Here is a 25387-nt window from a genome sequence, read left to right on the forward strand (position 1 = left end):
GATTCTGTAATAATATGTAATTTAGTTATGGTTCTCGGTGCAAAGATATGGAAAAATATTCAAACAAGCCAATTTTCTTGCTTTTTTATGCCTTTTTATAATAATAATGTCTATCTTTGTCGTCAACTATGGAACAACTTCTGCATTACGTTTGGAAACACAAGCTGTGGCCACTGCATGCCCTGACCACTACCGACGACCGATTGGTAGAGGTTATAGACCCCGGCTTGTATAATCGTAGGAATGCCGGCCCCGACTTCTTCAATGCTAAGGTACGTATCGGCAGTACCCTTTGGGTAGGCAATGTTGAGATACATACCAATGCCAGCGACTGGTATGCTCATGGTCATGACCGTGACAGCGCCTATGATAATGTGGTGCTACATGTCGTGGGCAATGCCGATGTCAACGTTAAGAACTCTCGTGGCGACTATCTGCCGCAGATAGTGCTTGAGGTGCCGTCAGCGGTTAAGGAACACTACGAAGAGCTGCTACATACAGACCAGTATCCGCCATGTTATAGCATCATTCCAAACCTCTCACGATTGCTTGTCCATTCCTGGATGGCAGCACTGCAGACCGAGCGTCTGGAGAAGAAGACCGAAGCGATACGCCAAAGGGCGGAGCGCGCTGGCGGTTCATGGGAAGATGCCTATTTCGTGACGCTTGCGCGTAACTATGGCTTCGGCATCAACAGCGATGCTTTCGAGGAGTGGGCTCAGCGTGTGCCGTTAAGCGCTGTGGGCAAACATCGTGACGACTTGTTCCAGATTGAAGCGATGTTCTTCGGACAGGCAGGACTTCTCAATCCTGATGCTATGAGTACTCAACATCGTGCTGATGCCCTTGCCGATGACTATTTCTGTCGTCTTCGCAATGAGTATCAGTATCTTGCACACAAGTTCTCTATGGAGCCTATGGATGCCAAGATGTGGCGTTTCCTACGCTTGCGTCCACAGAACTTCCCTTATATCCGCATATCGCAGTTGGCCAACCTCTACTATGAGCGGCGTAGTGGGTTGAGCAGCCTCATAGAATGTAAAACCATTGAGGACATACAGCAGTTGCTCGCCACACAGGTTACACCTTACTGGCAGACGCACTATACCTTTGGTGCTGAGAGCCGTCACTCCGAGAAGCGCATGTCGGCAGCATCGCTCAATCTGATAATTATAAACACGGCCATCCCGATGCTCTTTGCCGTTGGACGTCATAGACAGAAAGAGGAACTCTGTGACCGTGCCTTTGACCTTTTGGAGCAGTTGAAGGCTGAGAACAACCACATTGTATCAACATGGCAGGAGTGTGGCTTGGAGGCACACTCTGCAGGCGATTCTCAGGCTCTTATCCAGCTTAAAAACGAGTATTGCGACCGCCGCGATTGTCTGCGTTGCCGCTTCGGCTACGAGTATCTGTCTAGAGGTGAGAAGTAAGAGGTGAGAGGTAAGAGGTGAGAGGTAAGAGGTGAGAGGTAAGAAGTAAGATAAATAAAAATGATAATATAAAAAGAGAAAACAATGCGTACAGGAATTTTTGTAGGAAGCTTTAATCCGTTTACTATAGGTCATGACAGCATAGTCCGTAGGGCTCTGCCGCTTTTCGATAGATTGGTCATAGGTGTCGTTGGCGATAATGTCCAAAAACCCGACATGCTGCCTGCAGAGGAGCGCATGAAAGCTATTAAGGCTCTGTATGTCAACGAACCGGCTATAGAGGTGAAGCCTTATTTTGGTCTTGCCGTTGATTTCGCCCGTGCGGAAAACGCCCGTTTCATTGTTAAGGGCGTACGCTCTGCCAAGGATTTTGAGTACGAGCGGGAACAGGCTGAAATCAACCGTATGATAACAAACGGTGAGGTGGAGACCATCCTTCTATATGCTGAGCCTCAACTCTCAAGCATCTCCTCGTCAATGGTTCGTGAGTTGCAGCATTTCGGCATTGATGTGTCGAAGTTCCTTCCCTGACTCTAATTCAACAACAAATCATTTTAAATGAAAGGCTTTCGCACAAGTGTTAGTCGTGCATGATGAGGGCTGAGCGCGGCGCCACGGTGACCTTGTTGCCGGTGAACTGGTCCAGTCCGCGGTTGCGAAGGGTGATGATGCCGTTGGCACACGCCACGGTGTAGGCGGCATGGGGAACAGCGATTTGCTGTTCCTTTGTTGTGGAGTTGAGCACAACAATGATGTCGCGCCAACTGTCACGACCAGCATAGTTCTTAAGCCTGAAAGCAACAACACCCTCGGGAGCGTCGAGGAACTCCAGATGCTTGCGCACAAGGTCGGCATTGCCGAGACGGAATGCTGGGTGCATGCGGCGCAGCTGTATGAGTCCCTGATAATACTGGAACACCTGTGGATAGCGCTGTTTGTTCTGCCAGTCGAACTGGTTGATGCTGTCGGGTGAGTTGTAAGAGTTGTGCACACCCTTCTTGTCGCGTAATAGCTCCTCACCGGCAAGGATGAACGGTACACCCTGAGAGGTGAACACGGCAGTCTGCGCCAGCAGGTCGAGACGAATGAGGTCGTCTTTTAATTGAGAATGGAGAATTCTTTCTGAGGAAAGCGTCCCATTGGGCCGAGCGGAGAGTTGAGAGGTGGGATTACCTTTGTGATTCTCTTTGTCAATAATAGAGGTTTTTAGACGGTCCACGAGACACATGTCGTCGTGACAGCTGACATAGGCAATCATCTGTGTTGGCTCCAAGGCATAGGGTTTGTCGGAGTAGTTAACCTTAGAATAGTCTATCTGCGGATGGGCTATCATGCCTACGATGCCAGCCTTCAGACTCTCCGTCTCCTTGTTGTCATAAGAGCCGCCCAGCCATCCGCATTTAGTATCGTCGGAGAACGGACCGCGCAGAGCGTCGCGCATGTCATCGCAGAAGGCGGCAATGCCTGGCATCTGCGGGATGTTGGCCTTCATGGCAAGCAGCTCGTTTGGCATGGCGCATGCTCCTGCGCTCCAGCCCTCGCCATAGATGAAGATGGTGGGGTCTATGGCATCGACAGCCTTGCGTATCTCGTTCATAGTCTGTATGTCGTGGATGCCCATGAGGTCGAAGCGGAACCCGTCGATATGATACTCGTTGATCCAGTATTTCACGCTCTCAATCATGAACCGCCGCATCATAGGCCTCTCAGAAGCCGTCTCGTTGCCGCAGCCGGAGCCGTTGCTGTAGCCCGACGGAGAGCCGTCGGGAACGGTGGCACGCTCGGCCGAAGGACGCTTGCAAGGCAAGAACTCTCCACTCTCAGTTCTCCACTCTCCACTCTTCCTATAGTAGTAGTCAGGAAAAGTCCTTTGGAAGTTGGAACGGTCTATGTCGTAGGTGTGGTTATAGACCACGTCGAGGATGACGCGGATGCCAGCCTTGTGAAGAGCCTGAACCATCTGCTTGAACTCACGTATGCGCACCTCGGGCTTATAGGGGTCGGTGGAGTAACTGCCCTCGGGCACGTTATAGTTCACTGGGTCATAGCCCCAGTTGAACTGCGGCTCGTTGAGGCGTGTCTCATCGACAGAGCCATAGTCATAGCTCGGAAGGATGTGGACGGCGTTTATGCCTAGCGCCTTCAGGTGGTTTATGGCCCACGGCTCGGTGAGGGCGAGGAACTTACCGGGATACTTCGCCTCACTGCGTGAGATGGAGAAGTCGCGATGGTGCATCTCGTAAATGACGAGGTCGGCAGGCGTTTTCAGCACTGGCCGCCGGTCGTTCTCCCATCCTTCGGGGTTCGTCGTCGCGAGATCAATGACGTATGCCTGCTGTCCGTTGACGCCCACTGCCTTGGCAAAGACTCCCGGGGTGTCACCGTGGCCTGTGTTGAACACGTAAGGCTGTCCTTTCAGGTCACCTTTCACGGTGGCTGTCCACAGACAATCGGCAGTCTTGGTCATCTTCACCTTCTTCTTGCCAACCTTCACCGTGCATTTGGCATCGTTGGGCGCAAAGAGTTTGAAGGTGGTCTGTTCCGGCGAGTAGGTCATCTCGTCAAAATGAAAGTCCTGTGCAAAGACTGTTGCAGACATCATCATCGTTATTGCTGTTAAATACAACTTCTTCATATTCCTCTATCTTTTTATACACCTGGAAAGTCGTTTTTGAACGTCACTTTGCCATCAGGGAGATGGCGAAACCGCCGCCGGGGGCTTCCGTCATCTTCAGCACGTCGCCCGCTTTCACGGTCTTTCGGGTGATGGTATAAGCCTTCGGATTTGTCTCGTAGTGAGCATCCTTAGCATCGGCGTAGATGGTGCAGTCGTATTTGCGACCCTTATCAAGGAAGTCGAGGCGTATGACAGACTTATGGCCATTCTCGTCGCACTTACCGCCTATGAACCAATTGTCGGTGCCCTTCGCCTTGCGTGCCACGGTGATATAGTCGGCAGGCTCTGCTTCCAGATAGCGTGAGTCGTCCCAGTCGCATGCTACGTCGCGTATGAACTGGAACGCATCGTCGAAGCGCTCGTAGTTCTCAGGCAGGTCGGCAGCCATCTGTAGCGGTGAGTACATCGTCAGGTAGAGTGCCAGCTGACCGCAGAGGGTGGTGTGAACCCACGACGTGTTATCGCTCCATGTAGAGAGCTTCGTCTCAAGGATGCCCGGGGTGAAGTCCATGGGACCGCCCTGCAGTCGGGTGAACGGCAGTATGCAGGTGTGGTCGGGACGGCTTCCACCAAATGCTTCATACTCTGTGCCGCGTGCCGACTCGCCGCCTACAAGGTTCGGATAGGTGCGGCAGAGGCCTGTAGGACGTGTCGCCTCGTGAGAGTTCACCATGATATGATGTTTGGCGGCCTCCTTGATGACATAGAGGTAGTGGTTGTTCATGGACTGTGAGTAGTGGTGGTCGCCACGCGGGATGATGTCGCCCACATAACCTGTCTTCACTGCGTCATAGCCGTAGCGGTTCATGAGCTCGAACGCCTCCTTGATGTGGCGCTCATAGTTCTGTGTAGAGCTTGACGTCTCGTGGTGCATCATCAGCTTAACACCCTTGGAGTGGGCGTAGTCGTTGAGCATCTTGATGTCGAAGTCGGGATAGGGGGTGACGAAGTCGAAGACATCACGCTTCCACATGTTGGCCCAGTCCTCCCAGCCAATGTTCCATCCCTCTACCAGCACCTGGTCGAGGCCGTTCTTTGCGGCGAAGTCGATGTAACGCTTCACCGTCTCGTTGTTGGCACAGTGCCTGCCGTTGGGCTTTGACTTCGTGTAGTCGAAGGTAGAGATGTCTACTGAGAGCACGTCGTCGGTGTAGTGCCAGCTTCCGCGGCCAACAATCATCTCCCACCACACACCGCAGTATTTCGTGGGGTGTATCCATGAGGTGTCTTCAATCTTACATGGCTCGTTGAGGTTCAGTATGAGGTTGCTCGACAGCATGTCGCGAGCGTCGTCGCTGACCATCACCGTGCGCCATGGGGTGGTGCATGGTGTCTGCATGCAGCCCTTCAGCCCGGTGGCATCAGGGGTGAGGTGGCTCACGAAGGTGAAGTCATCACAAAGCTCGAGGTGCATTGTGGCATAGTCGAGACAGGCTGCCTCGTGGATGTTGATATAAAGGCCGTCAGCACTCTTCATCTGGAGCGATGTTTGCACACCTGTATCAGAGAACACAGCAACGCTTGAGTTGCCCCAGTTCACGGCGTCGTGCATGCGACTGCTTATCTCTGACAGCTTGCTCTCCTGTGTCTCCTGCTCCTGTGTGTCGTAGTCGCCAGGGATCCACCATGCGGTATGGTCGCCTGTCATGGCAAATTCGGTGCGCTCCTCCTTTATGATAAAGTAGTTCAGGTCGGGCTGCTGTGGAAACTCATAGCGCAGGCCGATGCCGTCGTCATAGACGCGGAAGCGAATGATGATATGACGGTGATGGCGTCGTGGCTGTAGCTGCATGCCAGGGCGTGACGACTTCACGTTCTCGCGCCACTGCTGCATGAGGGTGACGGCATACTCGTTATAGTGGTTACGTATGTCGCGAGTCTCACCCCATACGGGCTGCCATGTCTCGTCGAACGATGATGTCTCTTCCTTCTCGATGGTGAAGCCATCCATGAGGTCGCGCTCGCCGAGTCCGAGTGAGGCATGCTTGTCCTTTGCCAGCTCCAGTCCGAGGTGTGACGGCAGCACCACGTCCTTTCCCTTGTAGGTCATGGAGTAGGTGGGGCGTCCGTCCTTCAAGCTGAATTTCAGCACTATGTTCCCATTGGGTGACTTTACTTCTGCCGCCCATGTTACGACTGACAACAACAAACCTATTATAATAGAACAAATTCTCATATTCATTTTCTGCCGCTTTGAATTATCATTGTGCTTACCTCAGCGTTGAAGTCATCGGCAGCAAGCAGCTGCTCAATGGTGAGATGCATGCGATAGCGCCAGTAGTGACGCGGATTTGCAGGGATGTTGATGCGCTCGGCATTCTGGTCAGGCAAGCGCAGGTGCTCGTTGATGGACAGCCAGTCCTGAAGAGAGAGCAGGCATAGCATCGACGGTGACGTGAGGTGACGCGACACGATGTCCTTGGCAAGCCATCCTGGCAGTGGGTGAGGAGCAGGATCCTCGCGGCGTAGACGTGACGTGTAGTAGTCCTGGGTGCGCTCTTCGTCCTCGTCCCACCACTGACGGAGTGTAGCCATGTCATGAGTGGAGATCGTGCATACCGAACGGTAGGGGTTGTGTGACAGCTTGCCGAAGCGTATGCCCTGTTCTTTAGGCATGGACTGTATCTCGAGTGACAGGATGCGCAGCTCGTTCATCACCCAGGGCACGCAGTCAGGCACCATGCCCAGGTCCTCGGCACAGCAGAGCATGCGTGTGGCCTGTGTCAGACGTGGCAGCTTCTTCATGGCCTCCTCATACCAGAACTGGTTGTTGCGACGATAGAAATAGTCGTTGTAGAGGTTCCAGAAGTGCCACTGCTCGTCAGTAGAGAGCGTCTGGAACTCCGGCATCTTTGTAGCGTTGATGCGGGGGTGCCATAATAGAGGTGAGAGGTGAGAGGTTAGAGGTGAGAGGTTAGAGGTGAGAGATGAGAGTGACTTATGGTCTTTGAGGAAGAACTCTTCGCGGAAAGTGACGCCATAGGCCTCTATCTCTTCCTTGGTCATGCCGAGGGCAGGCTGGAACTGTCCCCACAGACCACTCTTGTGAGGCATTGGTATCTCCCATATGCGGAAGAAGCCGAGCACATGGTCTATGCGATAGGCATCGAAGAACTCCGCCATCTTACGGAAGCGGCGTACCCACCACTGACAGCCGTCACTGAGCATCTCGTCCCAGTTGTATGTGGGGAATCCCCAGTTCTGTCCGTCTTCGGCAAAGGCATCGGGTGGTGCACCTGCCTGTCCGTTGAGGTTGAAATAGCGAGGCTCTACCCATGCCTCTACACCGTCGCGGCTAATGCCGATGGGTATGTCGCCTTTCAGCACCACGCGCTGCTTGCGGGCATGCTCATGGGCGGAATGCATCTGCTGGTCGAGGTTGAACTGTACGAAGCACCAGAAATCCAGAATCTTCTGGTCGGGCTTTGCCAACGGCTGTGGCCACTCCGAGAACGTTGCCGTTCCATAGAGGTCACGATAGAAGCAGAAGCGTGCGTATGGCTCCAGCCAGTCGCGGTTCTGTTCTACGAAGCGTTTATAGGCCGCCTTACGCTTTATGGATGCTCCTTCCTGCTTGAAGATGGCACGCAGATAGTCCATCTTTGCACTGAACATGCGCTCATAGTCTATCTGGGGTAGGGCGTTAAGCTCCTGACGCACCTGCTCGAACTGTTGGCGCAGCTTCTCGTCTTTCAGCTCAGGCAGCTGACGGAAGTCGGTGTATTGAGGATGCAGCGCATAGATACTTATGGAGTTGTAGGGATAGGAGTCCTGCCACGTGCCAGTCATGTTGGTGTCGTTGATGGGCAGTATCTGTAATATGCGCTGCTTGGTCTTCGCACACCAGTCAACCATCATCTTAAGGTCGCCGAAGTCGCCAACGCCGAAGCTACCCTCACTACGCAGTGAGAAGACGGGGATGACTGTGCCTGCTCCTTTCCATGGATAGACATTGAAGAATGCCTGTGGCAGCTCATATACCACCACATCGCCCGTCTCCATCTCGGGTAGGTTGATGGTGCGGTTCTGTGTGTTCTCCCATGACTCTATGCCCTCGTCGTCATTATTGATGATGACGAACTTGAACTCGAAGAATCCCGGCAAACGGTCGGCATCGAGGCTTATGACCCATTCGTTATATTCGTGCTCTGTCATAGGCAGCACACGGTTGGGCTCCCATGCACCGAGATATTCCGGCGCGCCAACGATGGCCAGACGCTGGTTGGCACGCAACTGGGGAGCACGAACCTTGATGCGCACAGTGCGCAGGAAGTTGCTCGTGTCGCTCATCTTACGTTCGCGGGCCATGATACACTCGGTAAATGCTGATGAATACATCGGGGCATCATCGGGAGTGTCTATCCAGTGGTCGTAGATGGTGTAGATGGTGCCCTGCTTAGCAGCAAGCTCCACACGGTGGGGAACGGTATGCCACTCGTGGCGTTTCTCCTCATCGCCATTTACAACGCTGTAATAATAGTCAAGATGGGTTGTGGTTTCTACTGAGGGCGAAAGCTCAACTTTCCAATGCAGACCATCATTTGTCTGCATTGGAAAATGAGTAACGTCCTGTTTTTCATTCATCAAGTTCAGTACAAGCTGTTCACCGAATGTAGTCTTGTACTCAAGGTTAAATAGTAACTTCATGGAGTATTTTTGTAATTTTTGGTCAAAAATACAGCTTTTGAAGTACAAATGCCACTAAAATTGTCTAATAATGAACTATAAACAGGTGCAAACGTTTGCACATTGGTTATTTCGTTTTGTTCTTTATGGCACCTACACATAGGGCACCAATGGCGAGGCAGACACCTGCCACAATCATCATGTTATACTGATGACTGCCTACAAGAGAGAGGATAACACCTCCCAGCAGTGCAGCGATGATCTGTGGTATGCAGATGGTACAATTGAACAATCCGAGATAAGTGCCCATGTGCTTGTTGCCTTCCAGAGCGTTGGTAACCAGTGTGAACGGCATTGACAGCATGGCAGCCCACGCTGTGCCGATGAGGAAGTAAGGCACGAAGAGCAGGTATTGGTCGCTAATATACGGTACCATGGCGAAGCCGGCACCGCCAATGAGCAGCGACAGGGCATAGGCCATCTTAACGCTCTTGAAACGAGGCAGCATGACGGCCCACGCCATGGAGCCTACGGCCTGAACGGCAAACAGCACTCCTACCCAGTCGCCGGCTGCCTGATACTCTGGTGAAGCAGCAAACTCAGTATTGCCCATGTCAACACCGAAAGCAGTCTCGGCAATGGCACCGTTGGTATAGGTCCACATGAACAGGAACGCTGCCCAGCAGAAGAACTGAACGAGGCCTACCTGCAGGAACACCTGAAGCGCGTTGCCTGATGAACTGCCCGTCGTTTCCAACTGATTCTCAGCCTGTGCGCTGGCGCGGAACTCTGCCATCTCCTCAGGTGTGTATTCCTTCACCTTCGCGGTGGTATAGATGACGCAGAGTATTAGGATGGTGGCACCGAGATAGAACGACCACTTCACCGAGTCGGGAATGATGCCTGGGGCTGCCACACTGGCAATGCCGATGGCAGTAAGAATGTAAGGGAAGAGGAAGCCCATGAGGCTGCCAGCGTTGCACAGGAACGACTGTATGCTATAGGCCTTGGCTTTCTGCTTCTCGTTGACCATGTCGCCAACCATCATCTTGAACGGCTGCATTGCCATGTTGATGGATGTGTCGAGAAACATCAGCGAGATGAGGCCAAAGGTCATGGCGCTGATGAACGTGAACTCCAGATTACCTGCGTTAGGCAGCATGACCATCACCAGCACGGCGAAGGCGGCTCCTACGAACAGGTAGGGTATGCGGCGACCGAAGCGTGTCCAGGTCTTGTCGCTGAACAGTCCTACGAGTGGCTGCACAATCATTCCCATGAGTGGTGGCAGGATCCAGAAGTAGCTCAGGTCGTGGGGGTCGGCACCGAGTGTTGCAAAGATGCGCGAGATGTTTGCGCTCTGCAGGGCGTAGGCTATCTGCACACCGAAAAAACCGAAGCTCAAGTTCCAGAGCTTCCAAAAGGATAAATCAGGTTTCTGTTTCATACTATATTTTTTTATTTTAGAGGCTAGAGGCTAGAGGTTAGTGGTTAGAGGTTAGTCTTCTCGCTACCAGTATTTCCTTTCCATTTACCAACTATTCTCTTACCTCTTACCTCTCACTTCTCACCTTGTAGTTCCTCTTATTATTAGGCGCGTGCGCACGACACGCTTCTCTACCTTTGTCAGCGGTATGCGTCCCTCGACATGGTCTAACAACACATCGACAGCCTCTTCACCAACCTTGATGCCCGCCTGCTCAACAGTGGTGAGCATGGGGTCGCATGACACAGCACGCACACCATTGGTAAACCCGCAGATGCTGATGTCCTCGGGCACACGAAGACCCATGCTTTTCACCGTATAGAGGATGCCTATGGCAGTGTCGTCGTTAACGGCAAAGAAAGCATCGGGATAATAGTCGCCATCGAACAGCTCCGGAGTAATCATCTCAGCATCATGACGGTTGTCGCAGATGCGTGTCAACGACTCGTCAAACGGCAGACCATTCTTCAGCAAGGCATCCTTGTAACCATTGAAACGGTTTTTCGCTATCTCAAGATTCATCTTGGAGCCGAAGAAAGCTATGCGCCGGCAGCCTGTCTGTATGAGATAGTTTACCGCATTGAAAGCAGCCATATAGTCATCGACGACAACCATGCTCGCGTTGACACCGGTACAGATGCGGTCGTAGAACACGAGAGGAACACCCTCGTCGAGCAGCTTCTGGAAGTGTTCGTAGTGTTGAGTCTCCTTCGCCTGCGACACGATGATGCCACACACCTTGTTCTCATAGAACGACTGGCACAGCTGCACCTCACGCTCGTAGTCCTCATTGCTCTGTGCCACCATGATGCGATAGCCATGGGCAGACGCCTTTTCCTCAATGCCACGAAGGATAGTTGAGAAATAATAGTGTACGAACTCAGGCATGATGACACCTATCACCTTCATAGGCTTCACCTTGCTGTTTCGTAGCGACTCTGCCAGTACGTTGGGTGTGAAGTTATGTTCACGAGCATACTGCTGAATCATGCGCTTGCGGTCTTCAGATATGCGTGGCGAGTTCTGTAAGGCTCGTGATACTGTTGCTACCGACACGCCCAGCTCGCGGGCTATGTCTTTCATGGTGAGGTTATTATGACCAGTCATGATCAGAGAGTTTTTATTCGCCGTCCGTCTTTTGCTTCATGGATATAGATGCCGCCTAAGCGTGGTTCACCATTCAGACGACGGCCTTGTAAGTCGTAATATTTAGATTCATGTTTGGTGTCTGTGCTATTCATCTTGTGCTGCTCAACGCCACTGCTTTCGCGGTTAAGAAACTCCTTCAGCTCATAGAGTGCTGAATGAGCCTTGTGCGAGGTGTTGTTCCACAGTCCGCGGTTCACCCAATCGTTGAGGACGGAATTGTTAGGTCCGTTGCCATTCTCTTCAGGGAACCACCAGTAGAGGGCAGTAACATTGGTATGTTTTTTCAGTTCGGTGATAAGGTCCTGAGTGAAAGCCTTCTGTCCGGCAGCAGAGATGGGCCATGTCGAAGAGAAGTCGTAGTCAATGCCTTCGCCTACAGCAGGCTGATATTGATAGTAATAGGCTGTCTCTACGATATGCACTTTCTTGTTGGGGAAACTCGTTGCCAGCTGCGTAAGCGATGAGGCAAGCGTAGCCAGGTTGTTGTGCCAGAAAGAATAATAGCTCAGACCTATGATGTCGTAATCGACCGATGCCAGCTTCTGATAGATGCCTTTCAGCACGCTGGGCTTACCAGCTCGCTCGGTGTGTATGATGATTTTGGCGTCGGGGCATACTTCGCGGCATGCCTTGCCTGCCTGTTTCAATAATGCTATGAAACGCGGCCAGTTGGCATTGCTACCAGTATAGCATCGGTTGGCCGTCGTTCCTTTCTGTCCCCACAGCATGCCATAGGATATCTCGTTGCCCGTCTGGATATAGTCGGGGGTGGCACCTGAATCGACGAGCACCTGCAGACAGTCTTTCGTATAGTCGTATATCTTCTCCTTCAGCTGCTCGTCGTTGAGGCCAAGCCACGATGCCGGTGTCCACTGCTTAGCGGGGTCGGCCCATGTGTCACTATAGTGGAAGTCTAACAGCAGCTTAAAGCCTTCTGCCTTTATGCGCTTAGCCAACGGCACCACATAGTTCAGGTCCTGGCACACCTGTGGGTCGCTGTCGCCGCTGGGATCAACAAAAAGACGAACCCTCAGCGCGTTCCATCCCACAGCATCGCTCTTCAGATACTGCATGACATCGGTAATCTTCTTGCCTTGTTGGTCGTAGTAGCTCACTTTTTTGGCTTCATACCTTGGCAACACAGAGATGTCGCCACCAACGAGGAGTTCCTCTTGGGCGTTTGCATTGAGTAACATGCCAAATACAGCAATAACGGCAGAGAGTAGTGTCTTTTTCATTTGTTCTTTTTTTAGAGGTTAGTTTATAGAGGTTAGAGGTTAGAAGTAAGAGGTTAGAGGTTAGTTTTGTTTTTACTTGAAATTTACTAAAAGTCTTATAGTTTATAAAGCTATTCTCTCACCTCTCACCTCTCGCCACTATCTCATTTGGTGTGCAAAAATAAATAAAAGGTTGGATAAATGCAAACGTTTGCATCCGCAATTTTATATTTTTTTATATAAAATACCTCATCGGCTATTAAAAGAAACATATCTTTGCACTTGAAATTGCCAATAACCGCTTTATAATACCCCCAAACGACCAATTCCCAAACGACCAATTAATAACTCAATAACTCAAAAACTCAATGAAAAAAATGAATCGATTACCTGTCAGAATGCTTGCCCTCATAGTGGGCTTGTTCATGACATTAGGAGCCGTAGCACAGATTAATGTGCGAGGCCATGTGAAGGATTCAACGGGTGAGCCCGTCATTGGCGCTACTGTAAGAGTTGTGGGCACACAGACTGCTACAGTATCCGATTTTGACGGAAACTTCCAATTGACAGCCAAGCAGGGAGCAGACATCTCTGTTTCCTATGTAGGCTATCAGACAGCCGTTGTAAAGGCAGCCGCAAATGTTGTAGTAACCATGAAGGACGATGCTGCCGTGCTTGAGAACGTCGTAGTCATTGGCTATGGACGTGTAAAGAAGAACGACCTTACAGGTTCTGTCACAGCACTTAAGCCCGATGAGAAGAACCACGGTCTGCAAGTAAGTGCACAAGACATGATTCAGGGCAAAATAGCAGGTGTCAATGTCAACTCTGCTTCTGGTGCTCCTGGTGACGGTGCCCAGATTCGTATCCGTGGCGGTGCATCACTTAATGCAAGTAATGATCCTCTTATCGTTATTGATGGTATGCCCATGGATAACAATGCTACCAAGGGAACAAGTAACCCACTTTCGCTGGTGAACCCTAACGACATCGAGTCGTTCACAGTGCTGAAGGATGCTTCAGCAACAGCTATTTATGGTAGCCGTGGTTCTAACGGTGTTATCATCATTACAACAAAAAAGGGAAGGCGCAATCAAGCTCCTAAAGTTTCCTATAATGGTACTTTCTCAATCAGTAGTGTTGCAAAAAAACTGGACGTGATGAACGCCAGCGAATATGTAAATTTCATGAAAGAGAAATATGGAGAAGGCTCAACGCAGTATGATGGACTTGGTTGGAAAGAATTTAATGCTGACGGTACCCCAAATTATGCTGCTGGTACATATGATACAGACTGGCAGAATGAGATTTACCGTAATTCATTCAGCCACGACCAGAATATCACCGTCACAGGAGGTGTTGGAAATACAAGCTGGGCAATGCCATACCGTGTTAGCGCAGGTTACACAAATCAACAGGGCGTACTCAAGAAATCAAGCTATAGCCGTTTCACATCAGGCTTCACTTTGAACCCTTCATTATTAGATGATCACCTGAATCTGAATATCAATGGTAAATACGCATATTCAAAGACACAGCCAGGAGGTACTGATGCCATAGGTCTGGCAACCAGTATGGATCCTACTCGTCCTGTTATGAGTAGTGACTCGAAGTATGCTAACTGGGGTGGTTATTGGCAGTGGACAAAAGAAACCGATGTTTACGATTCAACATTCCCTTATACGCTTCTTGACAATTCTCCTGCCAACCCCATGGAGAAGATTGACCATTACACATGGTATAAGAAAGCTAACGTACTGCTAGGTAACTTCGAGATGGACTATAAGATTCATGGGTTAGAAGATATTCATCTCCACATGAACTTTGCCGGAGAGTATGCTGATGGTGGTGAATACACTAACAACAATCGCTATAGCACATATGGATTCTATTATGGTGGAGAAGGCAAGAACCAGGAAAAGAAGTACAACTTGATTTATACCTCTTATGCTCAATATTTAAAAGATTTCAACGAAAATCACCATTTTGATGTCATGGCTGGTTATGAATACAGCCGTATGCGTTATTGGGGTACAAACAACTACGAATCATACTATCCTTCTACTTATACTGGATTGGATGATGATGGCAATCCCAAGGCTAATACTATTTATGGCAAGTCAGAAGACAAATGGAAAGGTCAGACAGTCCTCGTAAGCTGGTATGGACGTATGAACTATACGCTGATGGATCGTTACCTCCTCACTTTCACTGCCCGTTATGACGGCTCAAGCCGATTTGCAGATGGTCATCGTTGGGGTTTCTTCCCCTCTGCAGCCTTCGCATGGAAATTGAAGGAGGAAAAATTCTTGAAGGATATAAATGTAATCAGCGATGCCAAGATTCGTGCAGGTTGGGGTAAGACAGGTCAGCAAGACACAGGTAGAGAGTATTACACACCTATCTACAAGGTAACAAGAGATGTTGCCAACAGCCATTATCTTTATCCCATGTCGGTTAATCCAACAGGTGTCCTTTATCAGCCTCTCGTCTATAATAACGATCTGACATGGGAAACCACTACGACTTGGAACTTAGGTCTTGATCTTGGATTGTTCAAAGAGAGACTTACACTGACCCTCGATGCATACTATCGTAAAACTACAGACTTGCTCTGTACACCTACTATCCCAGGTGGTATGAACTTCGATAATGCTATGATGCTCAATGCCGGTTCTCTGAAGAATAAAGGTATAGAGTTGTCTATTACAGGCAAACCTATCCAGACTAAAGACATGTTTGTTGAGATAGGTGTTAATATGGCCTATAACAAAAACAAAATCAGCGAACTCTATGGTGGCCGCGACATGATTGAGGCTGGTATGACTGCCGGTACAGATCAAACAGTGACTTATCACAAGGTAGGACAGCCAGCCAACTCTTTCTGGGTATTCCAGCAGGTATATGATGCCAGCGGACGACCAATTCAAGGTGTCTATGTTGATCGCAATGCCGATGGCGTTATTGATGATAATGACCGTTACTTCTATAAGAGCATCACAGCTCCTTGGACTGGAGGCTTCTTCTTTAAGGTCGCTTATAAGAACTGGGATTTGGGTACCAATTTCCGCTTCAGCATAGACAATTATGTCTATAACGATATTGTACAGGGTAAGATGAATTCTTCTGTATTGGCTAATGGCGCAGGCTATTATGTAAACAGCACTCCTGACATTGTCGCACTGAAATGGAGCTCCTATAACTATCCATTGAGTGATTATTTTGTACAGAATGCTTCTTTCTTAAAGTGTGACAATATTACGTTAGGCTACAACTTTGAGGATCTGTTTAAGATGGGTAAATATAATGGTATTTCAGGACGCGTGTATGCTTCATGTACCAATGCATTTACTATCACGAAATATAAAGGGTTGGACCCTGAGCAGACTAGCGGAAAGGAAAGTAGCGTCTATCCTCGTTGCCGTACTTTCTTACTTGGCGTTAACTTGAACTTCTAATCGACAACCCTAAAAGATATTATTATGAAACTCAATAAAATCAAAGCAATGATTCCGGTGGCAACCATTTTGTTTGCTACCAGTATCACTTCCTGCATGGATGACCTTAACGATGGCAATCTCGATCCGAACGTCACTGCAGAAGCAGACATCAACGCACTTTATTCAAAGTGCTATGCAGGCCTGATTATGGAAGGTAATGATGGCTCAGCCGATTTTACCATTCAGGATGCAGGACGCTCTACACTGTTACGTAACATTTTCAACTTCAACGTGTTACCTACTGATGAAGCTATCTGTTGGTGGAGTGACGGTGGTATTGTTGACATCTGTTACAATCAATGTGTTCCCAGTACCCCAACTCTTAAGTTTCTATATTATCGCTTAGTGTCAAACATCGGATTCTGTAATCACTTCTTGGAAATTGCTGAGAGCAAAGGTGCAGATGCCACTTTAATAGCTGAAGTCCGTCTGTTGCGTGCATACAATAATTATCTGATGCTTGACTTCTTTGGCGACCCATCATTCACAACTTCTATATCAGCAGAAGCTCCCAAGCAGGCCCATGCATATAATTCTAAATATGTTGAAGGTCAGTCTTATTCTCGTGCAGAATTGTTGGCTATGGGACGTGAGTACATGTTCAATTGGGTGAAGAGTGAGATAGAAGCAGCAGAACCCAACCTGTTGCCAGCACAACCCAAAAATGATACAGAGGCAGACTATGGACGCGTTGACAAAGCTGCTGCTTGGTTACTGCTGAGTCGTTTGTATCTGAACGCTGGTGTATATTTGAACAACGATGGCCAGAACAACCCATATTGGGCAGAAGCGCTCAACTATGCTGAGAAAGTTATCGGCTCTGGCTATTCACTCTTTGATGACAGCAAGATTTCAGCTGCAGCAACCTCAAACGGATACAAGCCTTATGACTTGCTATTCATGGGTGATAATGGCTCTAACGGTGCTAGCTGTGAGGCAATTCTTCCACTCAAGCAAGATGGCGTTACCACACGTGGTTGGGGAGGTTCGCGCTTCTTCATTGCTGCCATGTGGGGCGAATCAGATGGTAAGTACACTACAAAGACCGTTACCAACTTAGGCCCTGGTACAACAGATGGTTCTTGGTCGGGCATGCGTTGTCGTCCTGAGTTCCTGGAAGTATTTACATCTTCTCCTGCAACATATGTGGGTAAAACTTCTGCAGAGATTCGTGCTGCCAGTAGCGACGACCGTGCAATCTTCTATGGTAAAGGACGTACACTAGACTTAGCAACTAACACTTCTTATCCTCAGGGTATTGCCACTCCTAAGTGGAACAACAACTACTCTACAGGTGCAACTCCGCATGACCCAACAGACGTAGATATTGACTTCTTCCTTTTCCGTGCAGCTGAGGCTTATTTGAATGCTGCAGAGGCTGAGATTCATATCAATGGAGCAACCTCTACAAAGGCCAAGCAATATATGGACGCTATCCGTAATCGTGCCCACGCTGGAGTCAAGAGCACCTATTCGTTGAGTGACGTTCTGGACGAGCGTGCCCGCGAGTTTTACTTTGAAGGCTATCGCCGTGTTGACCTCATCCGATTCAATAAATTTGGAGGTCAGGATAGCTACAACTGGTCTTATAAGAACGGTGTAGCTGATGGTAGCAATAAAATAAAGTTTGACAAGAGCCGAAACTTATTCCCTCTGCCTTCTTCAGAAATCATGGCCAACAGTAATCTTATTCAAATTGACGGCTACTCTGAGATTGAATAAATGGAGTTTTAATCAGCAACAAAGAAATACGCAATATGAAGAACAAATTATTGCTTGGCGCTCTGCTCATTTGCATCGCAGGCATATTTACATCTTGTGAGGATGATCGTGATGACAATCCGACGTTTATAACGCCTACGTCATTCACGCTTAATACTCCAGCAATGACTGATCAATACATTCAATTATCGGCTACTAATACCGTTCACTTAACTTGGTCACAGCCTAACTTTGGTTATAATGCCTATGCTACATACAGCATTCAGGTTGGTGTGGTACAAGCCGATGGTGGTATCACATGGTGCCAGAAGAACGTAAAGGATGGAAATGGTAACGTTATTGGTCGTGAAGATGACTATCTGAGCACGAACCTCTATACTTGTAGTTCTGACATCAACGGTGAGGAGATTGCTCAATGTATTAATCAGGCCGATGGTATTACGAAGCCTGAGGATTATGTGGACAAAGGCTTCCGCAAGATTGCATTCCGTGTGCGAGCTGCACTTTTTGAGGCACTGACTGACCTTGTACCAGGATCTACCATTATTTCCAATACGGTCTTCTTTAATTACATGGCTGCCTACGAAGCCATCAAGGCTCCTGCCTACATCTATCTTGTCGGTAGTCCTAATGACTGGATTGCACCTCAACCTGCCAATGCAGCTGCTTTAGAGCCATGGAAACTTATTGAGACAGAAATAGGCAGTAAGGTATTTGAAGGTACCTTCGTTATTCCTGCTGGCGACCTCCAGTTCCGCTTCTATACCTATCTTGACGACTGGGGTAGCGACGATGACCCAATGGGTTCTGTAGGTCCGCAGGCGAAAGACGCACCTATCTCGGGCTGTGAGTGGGATGAGAAGAATTCTTACTCGGACGATCTTTTACAGCCTGGTAAGGGAACTTGGAAGTTTGCAGGCTTTGCTGGTGGTTCTGTCACCTTTACAGTTGACATGAACACAAACAAGGTGAAGTTTACTGTCAATTAATGCAATGTTTAATTTCGTAAAATAGAAGAAAACATGAAAAGATTCAGTTTCTATATAATGGTTCTCCTGACGACAATTCTCACCGCATGCGATGAAGATTATTCGGCTTCGATTCCACCACAGTCGAATCCACAGGAGAGTGCGCTTCAATCTGGCGATATTACATTTAATACCAATGAGTTGAGCAGCATCAATCTCGCTCAGCTTATAAGCAGCGATACTCCAATAGAATTAGGTACTGTTTCCATAACCGAAGGTGTTATGCCGTCCAATACTATTATTAAGGCGAGGGTTGACATTGCTAAAGCTTCAGATTTTAGCGATGCTTATACATTGGATGCCGAGAGTATGGCAGCATCTAATATTGTTAGTTTGCTTCCGAGTAATTTACAGGCAGCTTATTATAATAAGTTTACACACAACCCAAATCAAACTAAGCTCTATCTACGTATTCACCTTTACACAGTTACCAACGAAACCAGCGAAGCTGTTGTAGGAACTCCTGGCAGCAACTATTACGGTAACTATTGTGTCACGTTTACACCTGCCAACGAACAAGGAACATACATCTCAACAGGTTATTATGCTGTTGTCAAGGGACTTGATAGTAAGTGGACAGAGACAAAATTCTCACATAGTGAAGATGATATTTATGATGATCCTGTATTCACCGTTACTATAGATGCAATTAAGAATGATGTCGATGTTCGTCAGGACACTGAGTTTATGATTGTGGCTGAAGAAGACCTTGCTAAGTTCTTGGCAGGTGACATGAGTGTTGCTTTTGGACAAGGTGAAGGAGAAGGTATGTTGAAAGGCGGACCTGCCTTTGTTGGTCCTGCCAATGACGGTGCCGTCAGATACGAACTGACAATGAACATGGAGAAGCAATCCGTTGTTATTGAACCAGTAATACAGTTCTACTGTTACTATCTATATACCAATACTGGTGGTAACATGAAGGTGGAGGCTCCTGAAACGAGTCGCAACTATATGTTCTACAAGACTGCGCCCACAACCTTCACTTATACTACTTTCTGGCCAAATAACAATGGTGGCAAGTCGGTTTATAACGCGAAAGTTTGGGAGCGTGAGGCTATGTTGGCAAATGCTACCACCAAGACATGGGGCTTCGAAGGTAAGGCTACCGGTGCTCGTAAGGAGAGTGGTACGTTCGCTCAGCCTGGTCAGTGGCTTGGTCCTCTTACAGAGGGATGGTTCACGCTGACAATTGAGATGGATGAGGAAAAGAATATCCGCACCTATCAATGGACAGCTGCAGAAGCACCAACAGTAGAATATACCAACATCAGTCTTATAGGTACTATCAATGGCACCAACTGGGATTCAGACTTTGATCTGACTCAATGTGCCAAGGCTCCTCACAACTGGTGCTTATTAGGTTTCGAATTATCAGGTGATGCCAAGCTGAAATTCCGTGCTAACCACAATTGGGATACCAAAGATTGGGGTGGAGATGGTTCGCAACCTATTTCTCAGACGGTTTATACACTGTCTAATGGTAGCTCAGACATTACCGTACCAGCAGGAACTTATGACTTCTATCTAAACGATATAACAGGTAACTGGACTATATTAAAAGTGGCAAAATAAATATTGTTACTATATATAAAAAGAGAGGGTATGTCACATGACACACCCTCTTTTTGTATTACATCATCGTCATGCAGCTCTGCACTCCGAGGCTTGTTGCTATCGCGGTAAGTATTGCCGCAAGTGTCTGCAAAATAAATTTCCACGTTTCTTTCTTCATAGCTTTTCTTTTTTAACAACGGATTTCACGGATTTTACGGATTTTTTTCTCGCGTTCTTTTCTAACTCATCCCCCTCCCCTCGGGAGGGAAGGGGTGGGTTTTAGGTTTTAGGTTTTAAGGCTCTTCCTCCACTGCCCCTGGGTTCGGCGTCTCATTGCCGTTGTCGCTTGCGCTTCCGTCGACCAGATGTCCGCCCTCGAGACCAATCTTCGTGGTGAGCGTGTTGCTCTGTCGCATCACCCTTGCGGTGTAGATGCTGTTCTTGCTCTGGTCGGCGAGGAACTTCACGCCTATGCGTGTGATGTTCTTCGAGATGTCGAAGTCTTCGGAGCTGTCGGCACCTGTGGAGCTGGCGCCGAGGTAGAGCGTGCCTATTCCGTCGAGCTTCACCTTGTAGCCCTCTGCCAGCTGCTCTGCTATGCAGTGCATCAGCTTGCGGGTCACGCCCAGCACCACGTCGTCGGTATACACAGAGCCGTGCTTCATGATGTGGTTGGCCAGCTCATCGGTGCCCATCGTGCCGCGGTGTAGCACCTTGCCATACCACTTGCCGTAACACTTCGTCAGCTTCTCGTTTGTGTTCTGATACTTCTTAATTGTAATTGTTCCCATAGTTTTAAATAGTTTAAAGGTTTAAAAGGTTTAAGTTGTTTAAGTAGTTTGAGGTCTCTCGTGAGCGTTCTTCCTGATTGCTGGCGGTGTTCTTTCTGTTCGCCGCGTGCGTTCTTTCTAAACGCTCGTTGTGTGTCTTTGTGATGCATCCTAAACACAGTACAAAGGTACTAAATTTTGAGGTGCCAAACAAGGATTCTTTTCATTTATCTCAGATTTATTTCAAATGTTAAAATTGAGATGTCGCATGATGTATTAGAGGAAAAGTAAACTTATTCAGGAAAGTAGTCTACATTCACAGGAGCAATAGTCAACAGAATCCGTACGACTCACCGGCGTACCGGCGTACCGACTCACCATTAGGATTTTTACTTGCTGCATACCATAGACCTTGAAAATATGTTTATATATTATATAGATTATATTAATATATAATATATATAATATATAAAAGTTAATTTCACTATTTTACTACTTCATTTGAATTATGCAAATGGTACGGCGGTACGCCGGTGAGTCGGTACGCCGTCCCAAAGTCCCAACGTCCCGTCGTGTACTATGAGCGTACACATGATTTATTATAAGGATGGGGCGAAGATGATGCGCCCCGTCCTCACGAGAGAGGAATATCTTGGTTTGAGAAACGGTGGCGAACAGAAGCAGCTGGTGACTGCCATACGCAGTGGAAATGATGGTTTGAAATCGAAGTCAAAGGCACATCCTCTTTTTTTTAGGAAACCCACTTAATGTAATCGTTTGCACACAAACTTTTTACATTTTTACATGCGCACATGAATACTCTATTATAAAAACAATTATCTTTGCACAGAATAACTGACGAAACTATACAAAATCTTAAAACATTATTATAAACTCTAAAAACCAAATGATTATGAAGAAAATCTTTACTTTATTATTTATGTGTGTACTGGCAATCGCAGCTCAGGCAAAGATTACTATTTACGTACAAAGCGAAACCGCTCCATTTCTTTGGACATGGGGTGCTGTAGGTGGTACATTCGATAACGTTGGAGATTGGCCAGGTACATTGCAGTTTACAGAGACTTATACTCATCCTGATACTGGCGATAGCTTCTGGATGTATTCATTCCCTGAGGAAATCACTCAAATCAGTTTCCTCTTTAATAATGGCGATCCTGCTGATACCAAGCAGACAAGTGATGTTAAGGATGTTTCCTCAGACCGCTATTTCATCCTCTCATGGGATGATGGAGAAGGTAGCGTAAGCCTTCAAGATGTTACTGAAGACTACACAGAAATTCCCGATGCTCAAGTCAGCACATTGGGCGTTTCTGGCAGCCATGTAGGTTGGGATGATCCTACAGTCTTTGCAGAAATTCTCGAAGCAGGCAAAAAATTTAAGTACACACTTGTACCTACAGAAGGCGATGCTTCTGTACAGTTTAAATTCCGTCCCAATGGCGCTTCATGGATGGGCTACTGGGATGTTTACTATAATGCAGATGGCGATGCAGTAGAGGGCAAGACTTCTAATAGCGAAGCACCAAAGTGGTTAGAGTATACTAATGATGGCAACTTCAAGATTGACTATAGTAAATTCAAAGCAGATGCTTTCATTTTCACAATGACTTGGAACGGTGGCAAGAGTGCAACATCGAACTGGACAATTGTGGCTGAAGCAACTAATCTTGAAGAACTCAACCCAGAGCCTGTAACAATTGATAATTGGACTATTGCCGGTGAGGAAGCTCTCTGTGGTGTGAATTGGGATCCCACATACACAAATAACGACATGGTAAAGGGTGATGATGGTATCTTCCGTCTGACTCGTACTGATGTTGCTTTGGAGGCACTTACTTATGAGTTCAAGGTTGTTGCAGATCATAGTTGGGATAATGAGAACTATGGAGCTGCAGAAGGAGGTAATCAGACCATTACTATTGATGTAGCTGGCAATTATGACGTAACCTTCGTATTTAACCCAGAGAGCAAGGAGCTCTATGCAACAGCACAGGATCATGATGCTGCAAGCGTAAATGCAGTTAAGACCTCTCTCGTTCAGAAGAGCGTTATCTACAACCTGCAGGGACAGCGCGTAAAGGATGGCTATCGTGGCATCGCTATCAAGAACGGCCACAAGGTTGTGATTAAGTAAGGTTTTAAATATTAATACTAGAATTCCAAAGCCTAATATCTAACTAAAACGCGATTGGCAGGCATCTCAGAGTGGGTGTCTGCCTTTTTTTGTAAAAAAATGAATGTAAGAATGAATTTTTTTGTATGAAAAGAGTGTTTTTCGAGCGATTTAAGTACTTTTGCAGCGTAAAACTAAACGAATGACTTTTATATAGATTTAATAATACATAGACTATGTGTGGAATAGTTGGTTACATAGGAAAGCAGGAGGCTTATCCTATCCTTATCAAGGGACTTCGCAGACTCGAATATCGTGGTTATGACTCGGCAGGCGTGGCACTCATCAATGCCGACGGCAGCCTGAACGTTTATAAGGCAAAGGGAAAGGTGGATAACCTTACGGAGTACTGCAGTGACAAGGACGTGAGCGGATGCATTGGCATAGCTCACACACGATGGGCTACTCACGGTGAGCCTTCGGCACGCAACGCACATCCTCACTATTCGCAGAGCCATAACCTGGCAATAATCCATAACGGCATCATTGAGAACTACGCCGATATTAAGCTGAAGCTTAAAGAGAAGGGTGTGGAGTTTAAGAGCGACACCGATACCGAGGTGCTCGTACAGCTCGTTGAGTATATCATGGTGAAGAAGAAGCTGTCACTGCTCGAGGCTGTGCAGGTGGCTCTCTATCAGGTGATAGGTGCCTACGCCATAGCCATCGTTGACAAGCGCGACCCAAGCCAGATCATTGCTGCACGTAAGCAGAGTCCGCTGGTGGTGGGCATAGGCGATGGTGAGTTCTTCCTCGGTTCTGATGCCAGCCCAATCATTGAATATACGAACAAGGTGGTGTATCTTGAGGATGGTAACATTGCTGTAATACGCCTAGGCGAGGAGCTGAAGGTGCTCAGCCTGCTTGGCGAGGAACAGGAACTGAAAGTGAAGAAGGTTGACATTGACCTCGGACAGATAGAGAAGGGTGGCTATGACCATTTCATGCTGAAGGAGATATTTGAACAGCCTGAATGTCTTACCAACTGCATGCGTGGACGAATAAACATCGAGGCCGACCACGTGACACTATCGGCACTCATAGACTATCGCCGTCAGCTGCTTGATGCGAAGCGTATAGTCATCGTGGCATGCGGCACATCATGGCACGCAGGTCTGATAGGCAAGCAGCTCATAGAGAGCTTCTGCCGTATCCCTTGCGAGGTGGAGTATGCTTCTGAGTTCCGCTATCGTAACCCTGTAGTAGGCAAGGGCGATGTGGTCATTGCCATCTCACAGAGTGGTGAGACGGCCGACACACTGGCTGCCATACAGCTGGCAAAGGAAAAGGGTGCTTTCATCTATGGCATCTGTAACGCCATTGGCTCAAGCATTCCGCGTGCTACCGACACTGGCACATATATCCATGTGGGACCAGAGATTGGTGTAGCTTCAACAAAGGCGTTCACAGGTCAGGTGACTGTGCTCACCATGTTTGCACTGGCACTGGGTGAGGCAAAGGGCACAATAAAGCGTGACGAGTATCTGAAGGTGGTGAGTGAGCTGAACCGAATACCAGAGATAATGAAGGAGGTGCTGACGACCAACGAGAAGGTGCGCGACCTTGCACGTACGTTCACCTATGCCCACAACTTCCTGTATCTTGGTCGCGGCTATTCTTATCCTGTGGCTCTTGAGGGCGCACTGAAGCTGAAGGAGATCTCGTATATCCATGCTGAGGGCTATCCTGCTGCAGAGATGAAGCACGGACCTATCGCCCTTATTGACTCTGATATGCCTGTGGTGGTCATTGCCACTCACAACGCTATGTATGAGAAGGTGCTGTCAAACATTCAGGAGATAAAGGCCCGTCAGGGTCGTGTCATTGCTCTTGTGTCTAAAGGCGACGACACCATTGCGCGTATTGCCGACGAGGTGATAGAGCTGCCCGATGTCATAGAGTGTCTTGAGCCGCTTGTGGCTACCATTCCTCTGCAGCTGTTGGCATACCATGTCGCTGTGTGCAAGGGCAAGAACGTGGATCAGCCCCGTAACCTCGCAAAATCAGTCACCGTAGAGTGATGTC

Annotated in this window: 17 protein-coding genes; 9 read left to right on the forward strand and 8 right to left on the reverse strand. The window is 48.2% G+C overall.

Features of this window, described 5'->3' with window-relative positions; genetic code table 11:
• Positions 1–128: 128 nt before the first annotated feature.
• Together M1L52_RS04865 and coaD are read left to right on the forward strand one after the other, a co-directional pair.
• Positions 129–1433: a DUF2851 family protein gene (locus M1L52_RS04865; protein ID WP_248613817.1), complete on the forward strand. Its 1305-nt coding sequence runs from the start codon at positions 129–131 to the stop codon at positions 1431–1433.
• Between the two features lie 84 nt (positions 1434–1517).
• A complete protein-coding gene (coaD, locus tag M1L52_RS04870; RefSeq protein ID WP_248613818.1) occupies positions 1518–1964 on the forward strand; it encodes a pantetheine-phosphate adenylyltransferase in 447 nt (148 codons plus the stop codon).
• Positions 1965–2013: 49 nt separating this feature from the next.
• Here coaD and M1L52_RS04875 read toward each other — a convergent pair whose 3' ends face one another.
• The 6 genes from M1L52_RS04875 to M1L52_RS04900 form a co-directional block, all read right to left on the reverse strand.
• Positions 2014–4068: an alpha-1,6-glucosidase domain-containing protein gene (locus M1L52_RS04875; RefSeq protein ID WP_248613819.1), complete on the reverse strand. Its 2055-nt coding sequence runs from the start codon at positions 4066–4068 to the stop codon at positions 2014–2016.
• Positions 4069–4111: 43 nt separating this feature from the next.
• Complete coding sequence (locus M1L52_RS04880; RefSeq protein ID WP_248613820.1) at positions 4112–6286, reverse strand: glycoside hydrolase family 97 protein; 2175 nt, start codon at positions 6284–6286, stop codon at positions 4112–4114.
• A 2-nt stretch (positions 6287–6288) separates the two neighbouring features.
• Positions 6289–8757: a 4-alpha-glucanotransferase gene (locus tag M1L52_RS04885; RefSeq protein WP_248613821.1), complete on the reverse strand. Its 2469-nt coding sequence runs from the start codon at positions 8755–8757 to the stop codon at positions 6289–6291.
• A gap of 106 nt (positions 8758–8863) precedes the next feature.
• Positions 8864–10183 carry an MFS transporter gene (locus M1L52_RS04890; protein ID WP_248613822.1) on the reverse strand — a complete coding sequence of 440 codons (1320 nt, stop codon included), beginning with the start codon at positions 10181–10183 and terminating at the stop codon, positions 8864–8866.
• Between the two features lie 120 nt (positions 10184–10303).
• Entirely contained in the window at positions 10304–11329 is a 1026-nt protein-coding gene (locus tag M1L52_RS04895; protein ID WP_248613823.1) for a LacI family DNA-binding transcriptional regulator, read from the reverse strand.
• 2 nt (positions 11330–11331) lie between these two features.
• Positions 11332–12609 (reverse strand): glycosyl hydrolase 53 family protein, encoded by a 1278-nt coding sequence (locus tag M1L52_RS04900; protein ID WP_248613824.1) that lies wholly within the window; start codon positions 12607–12609, stop codon positions 11332–11334.
• Between the two features lie 347 nt (positions 12610–12956).
• Between M1L52_RS04900 and M1L52_RS04905 the strand changes: the two genes are divergently transcribed.
• Genes M1L52_RS04905 through M1L52_RS04920 form a run of 4 tightly spaced genes read left to right on the forward strand, consistent with a single transcriptional unit; the run spans position 12957 to position 20413 of the window.
• Positions 12957–16046, forward strand: coding sequence for a SusC/RagA family TonB-linked outer membrane protein (locus tag M1L52_RS04905; protein WP_248613825.1), 3090 nt, complete (start codon positions 12957–12959; stop codon positions 16044–16046).
• Positions 16047–16070: 24 nt separating this feature from the next.
• Positions 16071–17810 (forward strand): RagB/SusD family nutrient uptake outer membrane protein, encoded by a 1740-nt coding sequence (locus M1L52_RS04910; RefSeq protein ID WP_248613826.1) that lies wholly within the window; start codon positions 16071–16073, stop codon positions 17808–17810.
• Between the two features lie 35 nt (positions 17811–17845).
• Positions 17846–18799 carry a SusE domain-containing protein gene (locus M1L52_RS04915; protein ID WP_248613827.1) on the forward strand — a complete coding sequence of 318 codons (954 nt, stop codon included), beginning with the start codon at positions 17846–17848 and terminating at the stop codon, positions 18797–18799.
• A 33-nt stretch (positions 18800–18832) separates the two neighbouring features.
• Positions 18833–20413 (forward strand): hypothetical protein, encoded by a 1581-nt coding sequence (locus M1L52_RS04920; RefSeq protein WP_248613828.1) that lies wholly within the window; start codon positions 18833–18835, stop codon positions 20411–20413.
• A gap of 58 nt (positions 20414–20471) precedes the next feature.
• On the opposite strand, the gene M1L52_RS04925 is transcribed toward M1L52_RS04920, so the two are convergent.
• Both M1L52_RS04925 and M1L52_RS04930 read right to left on the reverse strand, forming a co-directional pair.
• Complete coding sequence (locus M1L52_RS04925; RefSeq protein ID WP_248613829.1) at positions 20472–20573, reverse strand: smalltalk protein; 102 nt, start codon at positions 20571–20573, stop codon at positions 20472–20474.
• Between the two features lie 115 nt (positions 20574–20688).
• Positions 20689–21186 carry a hypothetical protein gene (locus M1L52_RS04930; RefSeq protein ID WP_248613830.1) on the reverse strand — a complete coding sequence of 166 codons (498 nt, stop codon included), beginning with the start codon at positions 21184–21186 and terminating at the stop codon, positions 20689–20691.
• 570 nt (positions 21187–21756) lie between these two features.
• Between M1L52_RS04930 and M1L52_RS04935 the strand changes: the two genes are divergently transcribed.
• The 3 genes from M1L52_RS04935 (at position 21757) to glmS (ending at position 25383) form a co-directional block, all read left to right on the forward strand.
• Positions 21757–21933, forward strand: a complete 177-nt coding sequence (locus M1L52_RS04935) for a hypothetical protein (RefSeq protein WP_248613831.1) — start codon at positions 21757–21759, stop codon at positions 21931–21933.
• A 145-nt stretch (positions 21934–22078) separates the two neighbouring features.
• Complete coding sequence (locus M1L52_RS04940; RefSeq protein ID WP_248613832.1) at positions 22079–23323, forward strand: hypothetical protein; 1245 nt, start codon at positions 22079–22081, stop codon at positions 23321–23323.
• 215 nt (positions 23324–23538) lie between these two features.
• A complete protein-coding gene (gene glmS, locus M1L52_RS04945; protein ID WP_248613833.1) occupies positions 23539–25383 on the forward strand; it encodes a glutamine--fructose-6-phosphate transaminase (isomerizing) in 1845 nt (614 codons plus the stop codon).
• The last annotated feature ends 4 nt before the right edge of the window (positions 25384–25387 follow it).

The organism is Prevotella sp. E13-27, from assembly GCF_023217965.1.
Taxonomy (GTDB): domain Bacteria; phylum Bacteroidota; class Bacteroidia; order Bacteroidales; family Bacteroidaceae; genus Prevotella.